The following is an 18388-nucleotide window of genomic DNA, read 5'->3' as shown; positions in this document are numbered from 1 at the left end:
TGATGCCACCTCTACGGAAGGTCCGTCGCCCGCGGCGCTCCCCGCGCCGGGACTGGGTGATCGGCTTCGGCAGGTCTCCTGACTCGCGGGTCCATGCTTGGCCGGGTCTTCCCGCCCCGAAAGGCAGTGACTTGGGTCCGGCGTCGCTCTCCGCCTACAGTTGCGGGGGCAGTCGCGGAGTTGGGCCGGGGCCCGCACCGCATTCCCTATTCACCGGGCGGCAGGCCGCCCGGAACCGAAGCAGAGACGGCATAGCCGCTCGCCGCGCGCCGCGCAACAATCAGAAACGGTCAGTCAGCGTGCCGGGGTGCCGCGCGCCTCACTCAGGGCCCGGCGCGCCCGGCGCTGCGCGGGGCAGGGGCGAACCCCTCAGCCTCGACCTCGCCGTGGATCCAGTCGGAGAACTCGCGGATCATCGGGTCCTCGGCCCGGGCCTCCGGGTAGGCGAGCGAATAGATGACGAAGGGCATCACCACGGTGTCGAAGAGCCGGACCAGCCGCCCCTCGCGCAACGTGCCCTGCACCACGGCGTCATAGGCCAGCGCCACGCCCTGTCCGCGCTCGGCGGCGGTGGTCGCCAGTTCGCAGTTGGGAAAGGTCGGCCCGCGCGGGAACGCCGGGGCCGGCAGGCCGGCGGAAGCGAACCAGCTGCCCCAGGCGTCCATCGTCTCGTCGTGCATCAGGGTCAGCCGCGCAAGGTCCGCAGGCTCGCGCACCTGCTCGCGCTCGCGCAGCTCGGGACTGATCACCGGGTAGCGCCCGGAACTCATCAGCGGATCGGTGACCACACCCGGCGTGGGCTCGTCCGCCCATTGGATCACCAGGTCCGACTCGTTGGCGGCGAAATCCAGCGACGGCGCGCCGTCCGAGACCCGCAGACGCAGCCTGTCGCCGAAACTCAGCCGGTCGAGCCGGGGCACCAGCCAGCGGGCCGCAAAGCCGGGGGTCGAGAGCACGCGGAAAGGACGCCGCCCGGCCTCGCGGACGGCGCGGGTCGACTCGTCGAAGGCGTCGAGCAGCTGGGTCATCTTCCCCGCATAGGCGCGCCCGGTGAGGGTAAGCGCCAAGCGGTTGCCGTGGCGCTCGAACAGGGCGGTGTCGAAATACGCCTCGAGCGCGCGGATCTGGTGGCTGAGCGCGGAGGGACTGAGGCACAGCTCCTCGGCCGCGACCTTGACGTTGAGATGTCGCGCGACCGCTTCGAATGCCCGGACCGCCGCGAAGGGAGGAAGTTTTCGTGCCATGGCGCTCTGCTCCCGTTCACGTCAGTGCCGCGAAAGGCTGTCCCGCGACACCTTTTCGACCCTAACACAGCCGGGGCCCGTGCCAAAATTCGGGCGTGTTCCCAAGCGGCTGGTGCTTGGATGAATTCCTTTCATCGGCACCTGAAAAAGACCCATTCGGCGGTGCGTCCGGTGGCTGTTACCTTGAACGCCATACCTTCAAAATTTTTGAAAAGGGAATTTCCCCATGCCTTTACCAGTCCCGCAATCTCCCGCCCCCGTCCCCGCCCCGGCGCTCTGCGCGGCCCTTCTCACCCTCGTAGCCGGCGCCGCCGCCGCGCAGATGTCGGGCCCGTCCGAGCACGCCGGCCTCACGGTCGAAATGCTGGCGGAACTGCCAGCCGCGACCATGGAGGCGACCGTCGGCCTGCCGGGCTACACCCTGCGCATGCGAGCGATCGAGATCGCGCCGGGCGGGCAGATCGCCGAGCATGGCCACGCCGACAGGCCCGGCATCGTCACGGTCATCGACGGCGCCTGGATCGAGGGGCAGCCTTCGGGTGAGCAAACCTTCGAGGCCGCCGTCCTCGGCACTTTCCCAGAGAAGGAAGATACGGTGCACTGGGTCTACAACCGCAGCGATGCACCCGCGACCGCCCTCGTGTGTGACATCGCCAAGGCGGAGTAGCCCTTTCCGGGATGCGGCGCCCAGACCTCTCTCTGGTCCCGGCTCCGCGGGGTGTGCGCCGAGGTCCGATGCCCTGCTCCCGGGCACCTCTTGCGACCGGTGCACACCTTTTGCGGACGCTTTCCCCCGGTCAGCTGCGCAGCCCGTCAACCACCGGCTGGCGCAGCACCACCGCGGCGGGCAGCAGCGACAGCAGCATGGCCAGCGTGACGAAGCCCGCCAGCAGGTGCAATTCGGTCCAGCCAGGAAGCGCCGAGATCGCAATGTCGGTGCGGGCGCTGACGATGCGCGACAGCACCTCCGCCGCGCCCCAGCCGACGCCGAGCCCCAGCAGCGAACCAGCCAGCAGCAGCACCGCGCTGAACGCCCAGACCGTCGCGAAGACGAAGCGGCGCGGCGCGCCGAGCGCGCGCAACAGGGCGATTTGCCGGCGGAACAGCCGGGTCAGGATGAAGAGCCCGGTGAGCACGCTGGCGGCCACCAGCCCCTGTGTGACCAGCGCCATCAGCGACATGGCCTGCCGCACGTCGCCCATAACCCGATAGAGGCCCGAGAGCACGGCGCCGGGGAAGAAGGCCATGGTCTCGCCATCGCGGGTGAACTCCGAACGCAGCGCGTAGTTGGCCCAGAGCTCCTGTGCGCGGATCACCACGGCGGGGGTGCCGGGGAAATACTCCGGATCGAACGGCGGCCCGATCTGCGCCTCGCGGTCCGGAGCGTGGCCGTTGGCAAGCCCGTGGACCTCCCAGACGAATTCGACCGGGATCAGGATTGCCCGGTCCCAGGGGGTACCGGTCGGGGCCATGCGGCCGACCACGGTGATCGTGCCGCCGTGGTCGTGGTCGTGTGACTCCTCGCCGTGATCCCCTTCGTCGTGGTCCTCACCCTCTTCGTCCGCGTGCCCGCCGCCATGCGCCTCGGGATCGGCGGCGTCGCCGACACCATGGGCGGGGGTGAAGCGCGCGCCGGTCTCCAGCGCCACCAGCGCGCCGACGACAGCCTCAGCATGGTCCTGCCAGAGCCGTCCTTCGATCTGGCCCTCCGACAGATGGCGCAGGAACTCCGCCGTGGTGCCCACCACCGGCGCCGCGCCGTAGCTGTCGCCGAAGGCCAGCGGCGCGGCGATCGAGACCTGCTCGTGCCCGGCAATCTCGGCGTAGGCGGCGCCCGAGACCAGCCCCATGTCCGAGGGTTGCAGGAAGACCGAGGCGAAGAGCGCGGTCAGCTCGCTGCCGGGAGCGGCGACGATCAGGTCGAACTTGTCCGCCGCCTGCGCAGTGCCCCGGCGCAGGCCGCGCTCCTGCGCCAAGAGCCCGATGCCCATGCCGGTCGAGATCGCGATGAGCAGCACGAAAAGCGCGGCGCTCCAGCGGAAGCGCCCGAAAAAGCCGCGCAGCAGCGGCCATGGCGCGTAGCCGCGCAGCACCAGAACTCCGGTCAGGAGCGCCGGCAGCAGCAGCACGATGAGCAACGCGATGTCCTGCGCCAGTGCCGGCAGGGTGTCCCAGATCAGGCGCATGCGGGGACCTCGTCTGCTGCCAGCGCGCCGCCCTCGATGGTCAGCACCCGGTCCATCCGGTCTAGCAGCGCGGGGTCATGACTGACCGCGATGAGCGTCGTGCCCTGCGTGCGAACCAGCGCCACGAGATCGTCGATCAGCCGGTCGGCGTTGGCGCGATCGAGGCTGGCTGTGGGCTCGTCCGCCAGCAGCACCGGCGCCTCGGCAGCCATCGCGCGGGCGATGGCCACGCGCTGACGCTCGCCGCCGGAGAAGCTGGTGACCCGGCGCTCCGCGTCGGTGAGCCCCAACGCTTCAAGCCGCGCCCTGGCGCGGGCGCGCAGCGCCGGACGCTCCGAGCGCGGACGGAAGAGCGCGGTCAGCGAGGCGTTGTCGAGTGCGCCAAGCTCCTCGAAGAGCATGAAATCCTGAAAGATCATGCCGATGTTCCGGGCGCGGAACCGGGCCCGGCCCTCCGAGCCGAGCGACAGAAGTTCGGTATCCCCCCAGCGCACCGATCCCTCGGCGCGGTCGAGCAGCCCGGCCAGCGCGTAGAGCAGGGTGGTCTTGCCGGCGCCCGAGGCGCCACGGATGCCGATCAGCGCGCCGGGCGTGGCGCTCAGGGCGGGCAGGTCCAGCAGAAGCCGGCCGCGCGGACTGCGCAGGCGCAGATCCGCGACGTGGAGAGGCAGGGACATGCGCGGCTCAGCCGTAGGTCGCATCGACCAGCCGCATCATGCTGACAAAGCCGGTGTCGGGATCGGTGTAGGCGCCAAGCTCCAGCACACCGGAGGTGACGATCTTCACGTTGAACGGCATCACCTCGACCACGCGCTTGGTGTAGACGGCGATGATGTCATTGGGCCATTCCGCCTCGGTTTCGCAGAAGGGGCAGACCGCCATGGGCATCTTGGTCAGCACGAAAAAGCGGCTCTCGGCCTTCAGCGGCGGCGCCATGAAACCCTCGATGTCCAGCCGCTGCCCGGCGCTCTGCTCGGCCAGGTCCGACAGGCCGCGCCCCTTGGTCTGGTAGAGCTCGCGGACCTTGAGCGTGTCGGCCCGGGCGGCGCGCGAGAGCAGCGGGGTTGCGAGGGTGGAAGCGAGGAAGGTGCGGCGGGTCAGCATGGGGGAACCTGTGGGTCGGAAACGGCGACGGGGGCGGACTGGCCGCCCCCGCCAAGTCTGTTGGCAGTCTATCACTCGGCGGTGACGGCGTGGTGCATCACGTGGAAGATCACGTTCTGCTCGATGGTGCCGTCAAAGAGATGCGACCAGGGGCCCTTGGCGTAGACCGCGACGTCCTCGCCCGAGTGGCTTTCCGACGACTTGGGGATCAGCGCCTGCTGCACGTAGTCGATGTCGGTGGCCTCTTCCTGGGTCAGCTCGGGGCGCGATCCGGAGTAGTCGTTCTCGCCTTCGCCCTTGGTCAGCACCGAGCCGGCACCGTTGAGGTAGCCCACCACGGTGTAGGGCTTGCCGTCATCGGCCAGCACCAGCTCGTCCGAGTGCTTCTCGCCGGTCTTGGCGACGTCGTAGCACAGGCCCTCGATGGGGGTGCCGCGGCCGCAATAGCCGTTGAAGGCGATCGAGTGCTCGTGGTCGGCGGTGACGATGATCAGCGTGTCGGCGTCGTCGGTCAGCTCGTCGGCCATGGCCACGGCATCGGCGAAGGCCATGCCGTCGATCATCGTGCGCTGCGCGTTGCCGGCGTGGTTGGCGTGGTCGACGCGGCCGGCCTCGATCTCGAGGTAGTAGCCGTTCTCGTTGCTGCTGAGGTACTCGATCGCCGCCTTGGTCATCTCGGCCAGCGAGGGCTCGTCATCCTCGGCGCGGTCGGCTTCGTATTCCATGTGGCTGTCGTTGAACAGCGCCAGAACCGGGGCGGAGCCGTCGAGGTTCAGCCCGTTGAAGGTCTCGGTGTTCCAGGCGTATTGTGCGCCCATGCCGGTGGCGGCCTCGATCAGGTTCGCGCCGTCCGGCCGGTGGCCCTTGCCACCCTCGTCGAGGGTCACCTCGGTGCCGGCGAAGTAGCGGCGACCGCCGCCCATCGCGAGGTCCACGACACCCGCATCCATCTGGTCGATCAGCTGGCTGGCGATGTCCTTCTGGGCGGTGCAGCCCTCGGGGACCTCGTCTTCCCAGTTGCGGTTGGCGGTCTTGGCGTAGACGCCGGCCGGGGTGGCGTGGGTGAGGCGCGCGGTCGAGATGACGCCCACCGACTTGTCCATGCCGGTGACGATCTCGGCGAAGGTGGTCAGCTCGTTGCCGGCCACGGTCGAGCAATCGTCATGGATCGCGTCGCCGCCGAGGTTGATCAGGTTGAAACGCTGCTTCACGCCGGTGTTCATCGCGCCCGCGGTGGGGGCCGAGTCCGGGGTCTGGGCGTTGATGTTGTAGGTCTTCACCAGCGCGCTGTGGAAGTCCGGCGTCTCGTAGGGCAGCACGTGCTCCTCGCCGAACTGACCTTCCTGCTGACCGGCATAGAGACGGGTGGCGTAGTTGGTGCCGACACCGTTGCCGTCCGCGACCAGCAGGATGACGTTCTTGGCGCGGCCGGTGTTCATCTCGCGGTCGATGATCGCCTGGATGGCGTCCTGACCGGCGGTGAACCAGGCGTCGCTTGCCTGCGGGATGTCCTGCGCGCTGGCGGCACCGGCGGCGAGGATCATGGCGAGGGAGGTGGTGGAGAAGATCGTCTTCACGACAGGGGTGCTCCGAAGTCTGGAGGGCTTTGCCCGTTGCTGGGTTTTGGGTGTCGGGCGCTTCAGACAGGAGGGGAGTCACAGCCGCGTGATGGTTTCATGACAATACAACGACAGTTCGCGCTCCGTTGCCGCTGCCATGTCGGGGCGTAGGGCGGCGGCCCGGTAGCTCCGGGGTGCCCCGGTCAGATGCGAGCAATGATACGGGCAGCAGGAGAGAGAACCGGGCCGTTGCCTGTAGGGCGATTGAGGATCCGTATCGTGCCGCGCGTCGACCACGTTTCCGTCCCTCGCGATGGGGGGGCGCCCTGATCGGTGGCGTCGGTCTCACCAGCGCGACAATCCCCTTGACCTCGGCAAGGTACTCAATAATAAAAAACCAAATATGCGGTCGCCGGAGGAGGCGGCCGCGCCCGGGCAGGAGGAGGAGACACCATGCTCAGCACGCCGATCCTGCAATTCGGCACCAGCCGCTTCCTGCAGGCGCATGTGGACCTGTTCCTGTCCGATGCGCTGGCCCGGGGTGAGGCGCTTGGCCCCGTCACCGTGGTCCAGTCTTCCGGTGATCCCGCGCGGGCGGCGCGGCTCGGCGGGCTGACCGCGCCCGAGGGCTATCCCGTCCGTCTCAGGGGGCTGCGCGCAGGACAGGAGGTGGATGAGGAGCACCGGGTCACAAGCGTGAGACGGACACTCAGCACCGCCACTGACATGGAGGCGCTTCTGGACCTCGTGCGCGGCGAGGTTCAGATCATCCTGTCGAATACCGCCGATGCCGGCTTCCGCGCTCGGCCGGCCGACGCCACGGCGGAGACGCAACCGCTGCAGGAGATGTCCTATCCCGGCAAGCTTGCCCGGCTGCTGCTCGCCCGCTTCGAGGCGGGTGGCGCGCGCATCCAGGTCATGCCGACCGAGCTCGTCCAGAACAACGGCGACACGCTGCGCGAACTCGTTCTGGAGGCCTCCGCCGAACTGCCCGGGGCCTTCCGCGACTGGCTCAGCACCGATGTGCTCTGGGTCAACTCGCTGGTCGACCGGATCGTCTCGGAACCGCTGGAGCCCGCCGGGGCCGTGGCCGAGCCCTATGCGCTCTGGGCCATCGAGGATCGCCCCGGCCTGATCCTGCCCTGCGCCCATCCCGATGTGCAGGTGGTGGCCGATCTCGGCAAGGTGGAGCGGCTGAAGCTCTTCATCCTCAACCTGGGTCACACATGGATGGTCTCGCGCTGGCTGGACGAGGGGCGGCAAGGCCCGGCTCTGGTGCGCGAGGTTCTGGCCGACCCCGAGCGCCGCGCCGCACTGGAGACGCTCTACCGCGAGGAGGTTCTGCCCGGCTTCGCCGCGGCGGGCGAGGGCGCGGCGGCAACCGCCTATGTGGCCGAGACGCTGGACCGTTTCGCCAATCCGTTCCTTGACCACGGGCTTTCGGACATCGCGCAGAACCATTCAGAAAAACTCGAGCGCCGTCTCGCCGCCTTCGTCACATGGGCGCGCGGGCAGGGCGATCGCACGGAGAAACCGCGGATCAACGCCGCGTTGGCACGCAGGGAGGAAACCGCATGAAGACCCCCATGAACACGAGGACCATCGGCAAAACGGGCGTCGAGGTGACTGAGGTCGCCTTCGGCTGCGCGAGCATCGGCAATCTTTACCGGAAGGTGACCGATGCGGACGCCGAGGCGGTTCTCCAGACAGCCTGGGATGCGGGCATCCGCTATTTCGACACCGCGCCGCACTATGGTCGGGGCCTCTCCGAGACCCGGCTGGGGCGTTTTCTGAAGGGCCGCGACCGGGACAGTTTCGCCCTGTCGTCGAAGCTCGGCAGGGTGCTGTCGCCGTCGCCCGAACCGATCGCCGAGGCCGACAGCTACATCGAGCCGCTGCCCAACCTGATGAGTTACGACTACTCGGGCGACGGCATCCGTGAGAGTTTCGAGCAGGCCTGCGGGCGGCTTGGGGTGACCCGGCTCGACATTGCCTATGTGCATGACATTGGCGCCTATACCCACGGGGAGGCGGCCAACGCCGGGCACATGGACGCGTTCTTCGGCAGTGGCTACGAGGCGTTGGTCAAGCTCAAGGAGGCCGGGAAGATCGGCGCCTTCGGTCTTGGGGTGAACGAGTGCCAGGTCTGCCTCGACGTAATGGATCACGGGCCGATCGACGTCATCCTGCTCGCCGGGCGGCTGACGCTGCTCGACCGCTCCGCCGAGGAGGCGCTGGTGCCGCGCTGCCGCGAGGCGGGGACGAGCCTCGTGCTTGGCGGGGTGTTCAACTCCGGCATCCTCGCGACGGGGCCGGTCGAGGGGGCGACCTATGACTATGGCCCCGCGCCGAAGGAGGTGCTGGACCGCGTTGCCGAGCTGCAAAGGGACGCTGAAGCGCTTGGCATGCCGCTGGCCACCGCCGCGCTGCAATTCGCGCTGGGCCATCCGGCGACGGCCTCGGTGCTGCTCGGAACGTCGAAGGCCTCTAGCCTGACGCGCAACCTCGACGCGCTGAAGGCCCCTGTCCCCGCGGGGACGGAGGCGCTCTTCGCCTGAGCCTCAACCCAGACGGTGGTCGCGGAGCGAGGAGAGCAGCGTCGTCTTCGACGTCAGAAGATGCCGCCGCGCTGCCTGCTCCGCCCCCGCCGCGTCGCGCAGCAATAGTGCGTCGAGCAGGGCGACATGCTCGCCGATGGCAGCTTGGTTCCTGTGTCTTTCCAGTGTTTTGTCCCACATGTAATGGTAGTGGAAGATCAGCGCGATCACCTTCTGGAACTCGGCGACAAAGCGGTTCTGCACCACCGAGTTGATCGTCGCGTGAAACCGTTCGTCGAGCGGCGAAAAGTCGTGGAAGTCGGTTTCGATCCGGTCGAGCAGGTCGAGGTGCTCGGCACGCAGCGCCTCCAGCTTCGGCCAGATCGGATGGCTGCCGGGCAGGGTGACGAGATGCTGGACGGCGTTCAACTCGAGCAGGCTGCGGAATTCCGAGAGCTCCACGGCGAAACCGGCGGTGAAGCCGAGCAGCAGCCAGCCGCCCTTCTTGCGCCGCTCGACGAGGCCGAAGCGGCTGAGCCCGGCGAGGAACTCCTGCAACAGCTGCGGCGTCACGCCGAACTCGCGTGACAGGGCCGCGACGTTGAGTGGCGTCCCTGCGGGGACGTCGAAACGCAGGATCCATTCGAGAAAGCGTTGCTCCAGCGTTTCGGGGTCCTCGGTCTGCAGCTCGAGGGGCATTCGGTCACCGTCGCGCGGGGCGCGGAGCAGCGTCTTCTCGCGGCCCTCCCAGCGGATCAACCCATCGTCCGAGGCGCGCTGCAGGCAGGCGCGCACAACGGTGCGGCTGACCCCGAGCCGGTCGCCGAGGGCGTTCTCCGAAGGCAGCGAGTCGTCGGGGGACAGCCCGGCGCAGAGCTCGAGCAAGGCGTTGTAGGTCTCGCGGAAGCGGGTGTCGCTGCGGGCCATGGGTCAGGACCCTGCGGACCGGTTTGGCTGATCGTGCGTCATGTGGTCCTTTCAGATGGGCGACTTGGTATTTTACCGATGAATTAAATTATTAAAAACACTTGACCCCGGTCAAGCATCACGACACCTTGTTTTTAATAATTTTGTGCCGCGTGGGGGAGGGACCATGATCCGGCACTGTCCGAGGACCCCGGGAGGACCCATGGCCAATATCTCGCAGCCGTCGCAAGGCGCCTGGACGCGCATGCTGCCCAGCTCGACCGCCGCTTTTCACCGCATCTCGGCGCTGCTGACGCTGGCGATCCTCGTCATCGCCTTTTCCTTTGCCAGCCCGGCCTTCCTGTCGGTGAACAACACGCTGACCATCCTGCTGCAGACCTCGGTCATCGGCCTGCTGGGCATCGGCATGACCATGGTGATCATCACCGGCGGCATCGATCTCAGCGTCGGCTCGGTGCTGGCGCTCTCGGGCACGGTCACGGGCATGATGGTCAAGGCCGGTGTGCCGGTGGTGCCCGCGATGATGCTGGGTGTCTGCATGGGGGCGGCCTGCGGCCTGTTCAACGGTTTCGTCGTCACCAAGATGAAGATCACGCCCTTCGTCGCCACCCTGGGCATGATGCTGATCGCCCGCGGCGCGGCGCTGCAGCTGACCGGCGCGGCGCCGATCTCGCAGCTCGGCGAGGCCTTCGGGGTGCTCGGCAACGGTGCGCTCTTCCGCATGGTCGAGATGGGCGATAACGGGTTTCCGCGGGTTATCTTCCCTGGCATTCCCTACCCGGCGATCCTGCTGGTGGTGATCGCCATCGCGGCCTCCTACATGCTGCGCCGCCGCGCCATCGGGCGGCACATCTACGCCACCGGCTCCAACGAGGAAGCGGCGCGACTGTCGGGCGTGCTGGTGGATCGCACGAAACTCATTGCCTACACGCTCTCCGGCGCGCTCGCCGGTGTGGCGGGCAACGTGCTGATGTCGCGGCTGATCACCGCCCAGCCGAGCGAGGGCGTGATGTACGAGCTCGACGCCATCGCCGCGGCGGTGATCGGGGGCGCCTCGCTGATGGGCGGCGTCGGCGGCATCTCGGGCACGATGATCGGCGCCTTCATCATCGGCGTGCTGCGCAACGGGCTGAACATGGGCGGCGTGTCGTCCTTCATCCAGCAGATCGTCATCGGCTTCGTCGTCATCGGCGCCGTCTACATCGACCAGCTGCGCAACCGCCGCTGAGGCGAGGCGCGCCCCCGACCGACCTAAAATTTCCAACGAAGACTGTCATCTAGGGAGGAAAGACAGGATGAACGGAAGACTGACCAAGCTCATGGCGGCAAGCGCGCTGGCGCTGACCGCGGCGGGTGCCGCCCAGGCGGGCGAGATCGCGGTGATCGTCAAGACCACCAGCTCGAACTTCTGGCAGAACGTGAACCTCGGCGCCACGGCGGCGATCGAGGGCCAGTCCGAGCACACGATGACGTTCGACGGCCCGGCCACCGAGAGCGCCATCGCCGATCAGGTGAACCTCGTCGAGAACGCCATCAACCGCGGCGTCGCGGGCATCGTGCTGGCACCCTCGGACCCCGAGGCGCTGGCCCCGGCGGTGAAGCGTGCCTACGAGTCCGCGATCCCGGTGGTGATCATCGACTCTGCCCTGACCGACAGCGCCGAGGGCACCTACCAGGCGTTCCTCTCGACCGACAACTGTGCGGCGGGCGAGTTGGTCGCCAGCGCGATGATCGACAAGGTGGGCACCGAGGGCAAGGTCGCCGTCATGTCCTATGTCGCGGGCGTCGGCTCCGAGATCGGCCGCGTCGGCTGTTTCAGCGACTACCTTGCCGCCAACTCCTCGCTGGAGATCGTCGGCCCGTATTACTCGCAGTCGCAGATGGCCAACGCGCTGAACCAGACCACAGATGTGCTGGCGGCGAACCCGGATCTCGTGGGCATCTTCGGCGCCAACGAGCCCACCGCCGTGGGCATGGGCCGGGCCATCGAACAGGCCGGCAAGGCCGGTCAGATCGCCGCCTTCGGCTTTGACGGCAACGCCGACCTGCAGGAGTTCGTGCGCAACGGCACGCTCGAGGCGATCGCGGTGCAGGGCTCGTTCCAGATGGGTGAGCTGGGGGTGAACGCGGTGATGGACGTGCTGGCAGGCAACAAGATCGAGTCCTTCATCGACACCGGCGTCGTGCTGGTGACCAAGGACAACATCGACGCGCCCGAAGCGCAGAACGTGCTCTACTGAGCGATGCGGCCGGGGCCCTCGCGGCCCCGGCCAGACCCACGGAAGGAAGCGCAGCATGAGCCAGACCCAGCTTGCCCCCGCCCGGTTCGACGCCGAGGCCGCCCCCCTCGTCGAGATGCGGGGCATCGAGAAACACTTCGGCGGCGTTGTGGCGGTGGACGGCGTCTCGCTCGATCTGCGCCCGGGCGAGGTGGTCGGCGTGCTCGGCCATAACGGCGCGGGCAAGTCCTGCCTGATGCGCATCCTGTCGGGTGCCATGGCCCCCAGCCACGGCGAGATCCGCATCGGCGGCGACGTTGTCGAGATGGGCTCGCCGCAGGACGCGCGGGCGCATGGGGTCGAGACCATCTACCAGACGCTGGCGCTGGCCGATCACCTCGACGCGCCGTCGAACCTGTTCCTTGGGCGCGAGCTGAAGACCCGCCTCGGCAACCTCGACGACAAGCGCATGCTGGCCGAGGCGCGCAAGGTGCTGGCGACGCTGAACCCCAATTTCACCAATCTCAAGGACCCGGTGTCGAGCCTCTCGGGCGGCCAGCGGCAGGTCATCGCGATCGCTCGCGCCATCTACTTCGACGTGAAGATCCTGATCATGGACGAGCCCACCGCGGCGCTCGGCCCGTCGGAGACGGCGATGGTCGCCGATCTCATCCGCAAGCTGCGGGCGCAGGGCATCGGCATCTTCCTCGTCAGCCACGACATGCACGACGTCTTCGACCTTTGCGACCGGGTGGTGGTGATGAACAAGGGCAAGCTTGTCGGCGCCCACCCCATCGACGAGGTGCACAAGGATGATATCCTGTCGCTGATCATCAAGGGCGAGCTGCCGACCGACTGGCGGCCGCGCAACCTGGAGGCGGCGCAATGAACAGCCACACCGAGACCATGCTCTGCGGCACTTGCGTGGAGCCGGGGGCCTTCGCGCTCGAGGCGCGACCGAAGCCCGCCAGCGCGCCCGAGGGCTGGGTGCTGGTGGATATCGCGGCGGTCGGCCTTTGTGGCACCGACTACCACATTCTCGAGGGCAAGCACCCGTTCTTGCAGTACCCCCGGGTGATCGGTCACGAGCTCTCGGGCCATGTCGCAGAGGATGCGGCGGGCTGGCGTGCGGGCGAGCTCGTCGTGATCAACCCCTATCTTTCCTGCGGCGAGTGCCGGGCCTGCAAGCGTGGCAAGCCCAACTGCTGCATGTCCATCGAGGTTCTCGGTGTTCACCGCGACGGCGGGCTCTGCGCGCGCATCGCGGTGCCGGCAGGCAATCTCTACGCCGCCGGGGACCTGCGCCCCGAGCAGGCGGCGATGGTCGAGTTCCTTGCCATCGGTGCCCATGCTGTGAGCCGCTCGGGTATCGCGCCCGGCGACCGGGTGCTGGTGACGGGGGCGGGGCCGATCGGTCTCGGCACCGCGCTGTTTGCCCGGCTCGAAGGCGCCGAGGTGCACCTGATGGACCTCAGCCCGGCGCGGCTCGAGCAGGCGCAGCGGCTCTTCGGGTTCGAGCACCTGCATGTGGCGGGAGAACCGATCCTCGAGGGGGACCTGTCGGACGGTTTCGACCTGATCTTCGACGCCACCGGTAACGCAAAGGCGATCGAGGCGGGCTTCCCGCTTCTGGCGCATGGCTCGACCTACGTGCTGGTCAGCGTGGTGAAGGATCGGATCACCTTCGAGGACGCCGAGTTCCACAAGCGCGAGACGCGGATCATCGGCTCGCGCAACGCGCTGAAGGCGGATTTCGAGCGGGTGATGGTGGCGATTGCCGCGGGGGACATCGACACGGATGCGCTGCTCTCGGAGCGCATCGCGCTGGCCGAGCTGCCCGAGCGGTTTCCATTGCTGGCCAAGGACCGCGACGCATTGATCAAGGCGGTGGTCACCCCGCTGCGGTGAGCCGCCGGGCGCCCGGTTTTTCGCCTTGAAACCCGTCCCTGCGCCTGTCTAGCTGTCCGCGAGGACAGGCGCCCGTCGCGCCGCAGAGGAGACAGCCCATGACCCGATCCGCGACCCCGATGCCGGCAGGACGCGCCTGATGGAGGCCGTCGTCATCCACGCCCCGAAGGACCTGCGGCTGGATACCATGCAGGGCGCCCCGACCCCCGGGCCGGGCGCAGTGCGCATCGCCGTGAGCCATGGCGGCATCTGCGGCTCGGACCTGCATTATTACCTGCATGGTGGCTTCGGCACGATCCGCATCCGCGAGCCCATGGCGCTGGGGCACGAGGTGTCGGGGATCATTACCGACATTGGCGCCGGGGTCAGTGGCCTCTCGGAAGGCGACCGTGTGGCGATCAACCCCTCGCGCCCCTGCAACGACTGCGAGTACTGCCTGCGCGGCATGGCCAACCATTGCCTCGACATGCGTTTCGCCGGCTCGGCTATGCGCTTTCCGCACGAGCAGGGATTCTTCCGCGCGCAACTGACGCTGCCGGCGCGGCAAGCGGTGCGGCTGTCGCACAAGGCCGATCTTGCGCTCACCGCCATGTCCGAGCCGCTGGCGGTCTGCCTGCATGCGGTGGCGCAGGCGGGCAGCCTGATCGGCAAGCGTGTGGCGGTCTCGGGTTGCGGCCCGATCGGCTGCCTGACCATTGCGGCGGCGAAGCTCGCCGGTGCCGAGGAGATCGTGGCGACCGACATTTCGGCCTCCGCGCTGGATGTGGCCAAGACCATGGGGGCGGACCGGGTGATCAACCTCGCCGGTCACGAAGGCGCGCTGGAGGGGTTGCAAGCGGGCAAGGGGCAGGTCGATGTGCTTTTCGAATGCTCGGGGGCTCCGGCAGCTGTGGTTGCTGGCTGCTCCATTCTGCGCCCGCGCGGCAAGATGGTGACCGTCGGCCTCGGGCCGGAAACGCCGCTGCCGATGACGGTGATCGTCGCCAAGGAGTTGCGCCTCATGGGCAGCTTCCGCTTCGATCCGGAGTTCGCCACGGCGGCGCGGCTGATCGACAGCGGGCGGCTCGACGTGAAACCGCTGCTCACCGGCGTTCTGCCGGTGGCGCAGGCGCAGGAGGCCTTCGAGCTGGCCGCCGACAAGACCCGTGCGATGAAGGTGCAGATCGCCTTTCCGGCGCCCTGATCAGACCTGAGCGGACGCCCGGCGCGTGAGGATCCCGCGCCGGACCAACGCCGCGAGGAAGATCGCGGTCAGGATCAGGATGATCGTCGGCGCCGGGGCGCTGTCGAGGAAGAAGCTCAGGTAGGTCCCCGCCAGCATAGCGAAGAGGCAGGCGGCAGAGGCCGCGATCATCATTCTGCCGAAGCTGCGTGCGATCAGGAAGCCGATGGCCCCCGGCGCGATCAGCAGCCCCACGGCAAGGATCAGCCCGGTGGCGCTGAGCGTCGCCACGATGGCCAGCGAGATCAGCGTCAGCAGACCGTAGTGCAGCAGCCCCACCGATAGCCCGCTCGCCCGCGCCTGCGCCGGATCGAAGGCGTGCAGCAGCAGGTCTTTCCATTTCAGCAGCAGCGCGCCCGCCACGACCAGAGAAATCAGCCCGGCGGTCCAGAGGTCCTCGGCGCCGACACCCAGCATGTTGCCGAAGAGGATGTGGTCGAGGTGCACGTTGGTGTGGATCTGCGTGTAGAGCACGATGCCGAGCGCGAACATGCCCGAGAAGACCACGCCCATCACCGTGTCCTGCTTGACCCGGCTGTTGCCGGCCAGAAATCCGGTTGCAAGCGCGGTAAACATGCCCGCGCCGAACGCCCCGAGGATCAGCGGCAGGTTCAGGATATAGGCCAGCACCACGCCCGGCAGGATCGCATGGCTGATCGCATCGCCCATCAGCGCCCAGCCCTTGAGCACGAGGAAGCACGAGAGCAGCGCGCAGGGGATGGCGACGATGGCGCAGATCACGAAGGCGTTCTGCATGAACGGAAACTGGAAGGGCAGGGTGAGGGCCTCGATCATGCTGCCTCCTCCAGCGCCGCGCGGGCCTTGCGGTGGGCCGCGAGGCGTCCGTGTTTGGGCGCGAAGGTGAAGGCCAGCAGGAAGATCGCCGTCTGCAAGAGCACGATGATGCCGCCGGTCGCGCCGTCAAGGAAATAGCTCAGATAGGCGCCCGCGAAGCTGGTCGCCGTGCCGATCGCCACCGAGGTCAGGATCAGCCGCGGAAAGCGGTCGCAGAGCAGGTAGGCGGTGGCACCCGGGGTCACCACCATGGCGATCACCAGAAAAGCCCCGACGGTCTGCATCGCCGCCACCACGCAGGCCGAGAGCAGCGTGAAGAACAGCGCCTTGAGCAGCCCCGGCCGCAGCCCGATCGAGCGCGCATGGCCCTCGTCGAAGAACACCACCATGAGGTCCTTCCACTTGGCCAGCAGCACCGCCAGCGACAGGACGCCGATGATTGCCAGTTGCAGCGTGTCGGCGGGGGTGATGGCAAGGATATTGCCCATGGTGATGGTCTGGATCGACACGGCCATGGGATTTACCGAGGCCATGAACAGCCCGAGCCCGAAGAAGGAGGTGAAAATCAGCCCGATGATCACGTCGCTCTTCAGCCCCGAGCGGTCCGAGAGCAGCAGCATCGCGGCCGCCGCCAACCCTCCCGAGAGGAAGGCGCCGAGCGCGAAAGGCAAGCCGAGCATGTAGGCGCCCGCGACACCCGGCACCACCGAGTGCGAGAGCGCGTCGCCGATCAGCGACCAGCCCTTGAGCATCAGGTAGCTCGACAGGAAGGCGCAGACCGCGCCGACCAGCGCCGAGACCCACATGGCGTTGGTCATGTAGCCGTAGGTGAAGGGCTCGAGCAGGCTCATTCCCTCTCCTCCGGCTTGGCCCGGCGCATCTCGCCGCCGTAGCGCACCAGCGGGCGTTCGTCGTCGGTGAGGATCGACACCCTCCGGGGGTCTTCGTCGTCGTGCAGGTCTGCGCCCTCGATGGTGAAATGCCGCAGCACGCCGCCGAAGGCCTCTTCCAGCGCGGCGCGGGTGAAGGTGGTTTCGGTCGGCCCAAAGGCGAGCACCGTGCCCTTGACCAGCACCGTGCGGTCGCAGAATTCGGGCACCGTGCCGAGGTTGTGGGTGGAGACCAGCATGACCCGGCCCTCGTCCTTCAACTCGCGCAGCAGGGCGATGATCTGCGCCTCGGTCTTCACGTCGACGCCGGTGAAGGGCTCGTCGAGCAGGATCACCTGGCCCTCCTGTGCCAGCGCGCGGGCGAGGAAGACGCGCTTCTTCTGGCCGCCCGAGAGCTCGCCGATCTGGCGCAAACGGAAGTCCGTCATGCCGACGCGCGCGAGCGCCGCCTCTACAGCCGCGTGGTCGGCTTGCGACGGTCGCCGCAGGAACCCCATGTGGCCGTAGCGGCCCATCATCACCACGTCCTCGACCAGCACCGGGAAGGACCAGTCGACCTCTTCCGACTGCGGGACGTAGGCGACGAGATTTTGCTTCAGCGCCGCCTTCACCGACTGGCCGAGCAGGGTGATCCTGCCCTGCGCCACCGGAACGAAGCCCATGATCGCCTTGAACAGCGTCGACTTGCCCGCGCCGTTGACCCCGACGAGCGCGGTGATCGTGCCGCGCGGGATCTCGAAGCTGGCGCGGCGCAGCGCGGTGTGGCCGTTGCGGTAGGTGACGGTAACGTCCTCGACGCGGATGCCGTCCATGATGCCAGTGTCTTTCATATCCGGCTGCGTCCCGGTCATTTCGCGGCTTCTTGTTCGGCGAGGCCCGCCTCGAGCCCCTCGGCAATGGTGCGCGCGGTGACGCCAAGCAGATCGAGATAGCTCGGCACCGGCCCGTCCGGCTCCGAGAGGCTGTCGACATAGAGCACGCCGCCGTAGGCCGCGCCGGTCTCGCGCGCCACCTGCTCGGCGGGGCGGGTGCTGACGGTGCTTTCGCAGAAGACCACGGGGATGTCGTTGCCGCTCACCCCGTCGATCACCGCGCGCACCTGTTGCGGCGTGCCCATCTGGTCGGCGTTCATCGGCCAGAGGTAGAGCTCCTTCATGCCGAAATCGCGGGCGAGGTAGCTGAAGGCGCCCTCGCAGGTCACCAGCCAGCGCTGCTCTTCGGGGATGGCCGCGATCCGCGCGCGCAGCGGCTCGAGCGCGCTGCGCAGCGCGTCCTTGTATGCGGCGGCGTTGGCGGCATAGGTCTCGGCGTTCGCGGGATCGTTCTCGGCGAAGGCCGTCTCGATGTTGTCGATGTAGATCAGCGCGTTCTCGAGCCCCATCCAGGCGTGCGGGTTGGGCTTGCCCTCATATGCGCCGGCGGCGATGGGGATCGGGTCGATGCCGTCGGAGAGCGTCACCGAGGGCACGTCCCGCAGGTTCGACAGGAACTGCTCGAACCACAGCTCGAGGTTCAGCCCGTTCCACAGGATCAGATCCGCCCCCTGCGCCCGCACGATGTCGCGCGGGGTGGGCTGGTAGCCATGGATCTCGGCGCCGGGCTTGGTGACCGAAACTACCTCGGCAGCCTCCCCGGCGACCTGCGCCGCCATGTCCGCGAGAACGGTGAAGGTGGTCACCACCTTCATCTTCTCCGCCGCGCCGGCGGGCTGGGCGATCAGCAGGCCAAGGCAGGCAAGGGCGACGAAGGGGCGGCGGCTGGCGGGCATTGGGATCCTCCTCGGGGTGTTTGAGGAAA

18 protein-coding genes and 1 riboswitch are annotated in these 18388 nt (G+C 68.0%); of the genes, 8 read left to right on the top strand and 10 right to left on the bottom strand.

The annotated features are described in order from the left end of the window. Positions 1 to 51: 51 nt before the first annotated feature. Positions 52 to 255: riboswitch (cobalamin riboswitch) on the bottom strand. 68 nt (positions 256 to 323) lie between these two features. Further along, positions 324 to 1244: a LysR substrate-binding domain-containing protein gene (locus tag BM397_RS27540; protein ID WP_092431071.1), complete on the bottom strand. Its 921-nt coding sequence runs from the start codon at positions 1242 to 1244 to the stop codon at positions 324 to 326. A 226-nt stretch (positions 1245 to 1470) separates the two neighbouring features. On the opposite strand from BM397_RS27540, the gene BM397_RS27535 reads away from it, so the two are divergent. Then, positions 1471 to 1911 (top strand): cupin domain-containing protein, encoded by a 441-nt coding sequence (locus tag BM397_RS27535; protein ID WP_245696265.1) that lies wholly within the window; start codon positions 1471 to 1473, stop codon positions 1909 to 1911. 130 nt (positions 1912 to 2041) lie between these two features. On the opposite strand, the gene BM397_RS27530 is transcribed toward BM397_RS27535, so the two are convergent. The 4 genes from BM397_RS27530 to BM397_RS27515 form a co-directional block, all read right to left on the bottom strand. Beyond that, positions 2042 to 3430: an FtsX-like permease family protein gene (locus BM397_RS27530; RefSeq protein ID WP_092431067.1), complete on the bottom strand. Its 1389-nt coding sequence runs from the start codon at positions 3428 to 3430 to the stop codon at positions 2042 to 2044. Next, on the bottom strand, positions 3421 to 4107 hold the full coding sequence (locus tag BM397_RS27525; protein ID WP_092431064.1) for an ABC transporter ATP-binding protein: 687 nt from the start codon (positions 4105 to 4107) through the stop codon (positions 3421 to 3423). The genes BM397_RS27530 and BM397_RS27525 overlap by 10 nt, the downstream gene beginning before the upstream one ends. A 7-nt stretch (positions 4108 to 4114) precedes the next feature. Next, the gene (locus tag BM397_RS27520; RefSeq protein ID WP_092431061.1) at positions 4115 to 4534 is read right to left on the bottom strand and encodes a hypothetical protein; all 420 of its coding nucleotides are present in this window, start codon (positions 4532 to 4534) and stop codon (positions 4115 to 4117) included. A gap of 71 nt (positions 4535 to 4605) precedes the next feature. Further along, positions 4606 to 6078 carry an alkaline phosphatase gene (locus BM397_RS27515; RefSeq protein WP_176806967.1) on the bottom strand — a complete coding sequence of 491 codons (1473 nt, stop codon included), beginning with the start codon at positions 6076 to 6078 and terminating at the stop codon, positions 4606 to 4608. Between the two features lie 468 nt (positions 6079 to 6546). Between BM397_RS27515 and BM397_RS27510 the strand changes: the two genes are divergently transcribed. Beyond that, positions 6547 to 7671 (top strand): mannitol dehydrogenase family protein, encoded by a 1125-nt coding sequence (locus BM397_RS27510; RefSeq protein WP_092431056.1) that lies wholly within the window; start codon positions 6547 to 6549, stop codon positions 7669 to 7671. Then, entirely contained in the window at positions 7668 to 8651 is a 984-nt protein-coding gene (locus tag BM397_RS27505) for an aldo/keto reductase (RefSeq protein ID WP_245696264.1), read from the top strand. Before BM397_RS27510 ends, BM397_RS27505 begins: the two co-directional genes overlap by 4 nt. A gap of 3 nt (positions 8652 to 8654) precedes the next feature. Here the strand turns inward: BM397_RS27505 and BM397_RS27500 are convergent, their stop codons facing one another. Next, the gene (locus tag BM397_RS27500; protein WP_092431054.1) at positions 8655 to 9557 is read right to left on the bottom strand and encodes a GntR family transcriptional regulator; all 903 of its coding nucleotides are present in this window, start codon (positions 9555 to 9557) and stop codon (positions 8655 to 8657) included. 202 nt (positions 9558 to 9759) lie between these two features. On the opposite strand from BM397_RS27500, the gene BM397_RS27495 reads away from it, so the two are divergent. The 5 genes from BM397_RS27495 (at position 9760) to BM397_RS27475 (ending at position 14867) form a co-directional block, all read left to right on the top strand. Beyond that, positions 9760 to 10785 carry an ABC transporter permease gene (locus tag BM397_RS27495; protein ID WP_092431052.1) on the top strand — a complete coding sequence of 342 codons (1026 nt, stop codon included), beginning with the start codon at positions 9760 to 9762 and terminating at the stop codon, positions 10783 to 10785. A 67-nt stretch (positions 10786 to 10852) separates the two neighbouring features. Then, complete coding sequence (locus BM397_RS27490) at positions 10853 to 11797, top strand: ABC transporter substrate-binding protein (RefSeq protein ID WP_092431050.1); 945 nt, start codon at positions 10853 to 10855, stop codon at positions 11795 to 11797. Positions 11798 to 11852: 55 nt separating this feature from the next. Continuing rightward, positions 11853 to 12665, top strand: coding sequence for an ATP-binding cassette domain-containing protein (locus BM397_RS27485; protein WP_218124943.1), 813 nt, complete (start codon positions 11853 to 11855; stop codon positions 12663 to 12665). Beyond that, positions 12662 to 13684 (top strand): zinc-binding alcohol dehydrogenase family protein, encoded by a 1023-nt coding sequence (locus BM397_RS27480; RefSeq protein WP_092431049.1) that lies wholly within the window; start codon positions 12662 to 12664, stop codon positions 13682 to 13684. The genes BM397_RS27485 and BM397_RS27480 overlap by 4 nt, the downstream gene beginning before the upstream one ends. A 139-nt stretch (positions 13685 to 13823) precedes the next feature. Beyond that, complete coding sequence (locus BM397_RS27475; protein WP_176806965.1) at positions 13824 to 14867, top strand: L-idonate 5-dehydrogenase; 1044 nt, start codon at positions 13824 to 13826, stop codon at positions 14865 to 14867. Here the strand turns inward: BM397_RS27475 and BM397_RS27470 are convergent, their stop codons facing one another. Genes BM397_RS27470 through BM397_RS27455 form a run of 4 tightly spaced genes read right to left on the bottom strand, consistent with a single transcriptional unit; the run spans position 14868 to position 18359 of the window. Next, positions 14868 to 15701 carry a metal ABC transporter permease gene (locus BM397_RS27470; RefSeq protein WP_092431043.1) on the bottom strand — a complete coding sequence of 278 codons (834 nt, stop codon included), beginning with the start codon at positions 15699 to 15701 and terminating at the stop codon, positions 14868 to 14870. After that, positions 15698 to 16552, bottom strand: a complete 855-nt coding sequence (locus BM397_RS27465) for a metal ABC transporter permease (RefSeq protein WP_092431041.1) — start codon at positions 16550 to 16552, stop codon at positions 15698 to 15700. The genes BM397_RS27470 and BM397_RS27465 overlap by 4 nt, the downstream gene beginning before the upstream one ends. Beyond that, positions 16549 to 17442: a manganese/iron ABC transporter ATP-binding protein gene (locus BM397_RS27460; RefSeq protein WP_092431039.1), complete on the bottom strand. Its 894-nt coding sequence runs from the start codon at positions 17440 to 17442 to the stop codon at positions 16549 to 16551. Before BM397_RS27460 ends, BM397_RS27465 begins: the two co-directional genes overlap by 4 nt. Continuing rightward, positions 17439 to 18359: a metal ABC transporter substrate-binding protein gene (locus tag BM397_RS27455; RefSeq protein WP_092431038.1), complete on the bottom strand. Its 921-nt coding sequence runs from the start codon at positions 18357 to 18359 to the stop codon at positions 17439 to 17441. Before BM397_RS27455 ends, BM397_RS27460 begins: the two co-directional genes overlap by 4 nt. Between the last annotated feature and the right edge of the window lie 29 nt (positions 18360 to 18388).

Origin of the sequence: Alloyangia pacifica (assembly GCF_900116195.1) — a bacterium.
Taxonomy (GTDB): domain Bacteria; phylum Pseudomonadota; class Alphaproteobacteria; order Rhodobacterales; family Rhodobacteraceae; genus Salipiger; species Salipiger pacificus.
This window is presented reverse-complemented; position numbering and strand designations above follow the sequence as displayed.

Excerpts from the sequence above, each read along its gene's own strand:
- BM397_RS27465 (WP_092431041.1), bottom strand. The coding sequence starts at position 16,552 with ATGAGCCTGCTCGAGCCCTTCACCTACGGCTACATGACCAACGCCATG.
- BM397_RS27460 (WP_092431039.1), bottom strand. The coding sequence starts at position 17,442 with ATGACCGGGACGCAGCCGGATATGAAAGACACTGGCATCATGGACGGC.
- BM397_RS27490 (WP_092431050.1), top strand. The coding sequence starts at position 10,853 with ATGAACGGAAGACTGACCAAGCTCATGGCGGCAAGCGCGCTGGCGCTG.
- BM397_RS27525 (WP_092431064.1), bottom strand. The coding sequence starts at position 4,107 with ATGTCCCTGCCTCTCCACGTCGCGGATCTGCGCCTGCGCAGTCCGCGC.
- BM397_RS27520 (WP_092431061.1), bottom strand. The coding sequence starts at position 4,534 with ATGCTGACCCGCCGCACCTTCCTCGCTTCCACCCTCGCAACCCCGCTG.
- BM397_RS27535 (WP_245696265.1), top strand. The coding sequence starts at position 1,471 with ATGCCTTTACCAGTCCCGCAATCTCCCGCCCCCGTCCCCGCCCCGGCG.
- BM397_RS27470 (WP_092431043.1), bottom strand. The coding sequence starts at position 15,701 with ATGATCGAGGCCCTCACCCTGCCCTTCCAGTTTCCGTTCATGCAGAAC.
- BM397_RS27515 (WP_176806967.1), bottom strand. The coding sequence starts at position 6,078 with ATGATCCTCGCCGCCGGTGCCGCCAGCGCGCAGGACATCCCGCAGGCA.
- BM397_RS27480 (WP_092431049.1), top strand. The coding sequence starts at position 12,662 with ATGAACAGCCACACCGAGACCATGCTCTGCGGCACTTGCGTGGAGCCG.
- BM397_RS27505 (WP_245696264.1), top strand. The coding sequence starts at position 7,668 with ATGAAGACCCCCATGAACACGAGGACCATCGGCAAAACGGGCGTCGAG.
- BM397_RS27455 (WP_092431038.1), bottom strand. The coding sequence starts at position 18,359 with ATGCCCGCCAGCCGCCGCCCCTTCGTCGCCCTTGCCTGCCTTGGCCTG.
- BM397_RS27530 (WP_092431067.1), bottom strand. The coding sequence starts at position 3,430 with ATGCGCCTGATCTGGGACACCCTGCCGGCACTGGCGCAGGACATCGCG.
- BM397_RS27475 (WP_176806965.1), top strand. The coding sequence starts at position 13,824 with ATGGAGGCCGTCGTCATCCACGCCCCGAAGGACCTGCGGCTGGATACC.
- BM397_RS27485 (WP_218124943.1), top strand. The coding sequence starts at position 11,853 with ATGAGCCAGACCCAGCTTGCCCCCGCCCGGTTCGACGCCGAGGCCGCC.
- BM397_RS27510 (WP_092431056.1), top strand. The coding sequence starts at position 6,547 with ATGCTCAGCACGCCGATCCTGCAATTCGGCACCAGCCGCTTCCTGCAG.
- BM397_RS27540 (WP_092431071.1), bottom strand. The coding sequence starts at position 1,244 with ATGGCACGAAAACTTCCTCCCTTCGCGGCGGTCCGGGCATTCGAAGCG.
- BM397_RS27500 (WP_092431054.1), bottom strand. The coding sequence starts at position 9,557 with ATGGCCCGCAGCGACACCCGCTTCCGCGAGACCTACAACGCCTTGCTC.
- BM397_RS27495 (WP_092431052.1), top strand. The coding sequence starts at position 9,760 with ATGGCCAATATCTCGCAGCCGTCGCAAGGCGCCTGGACGCGCATGCTG.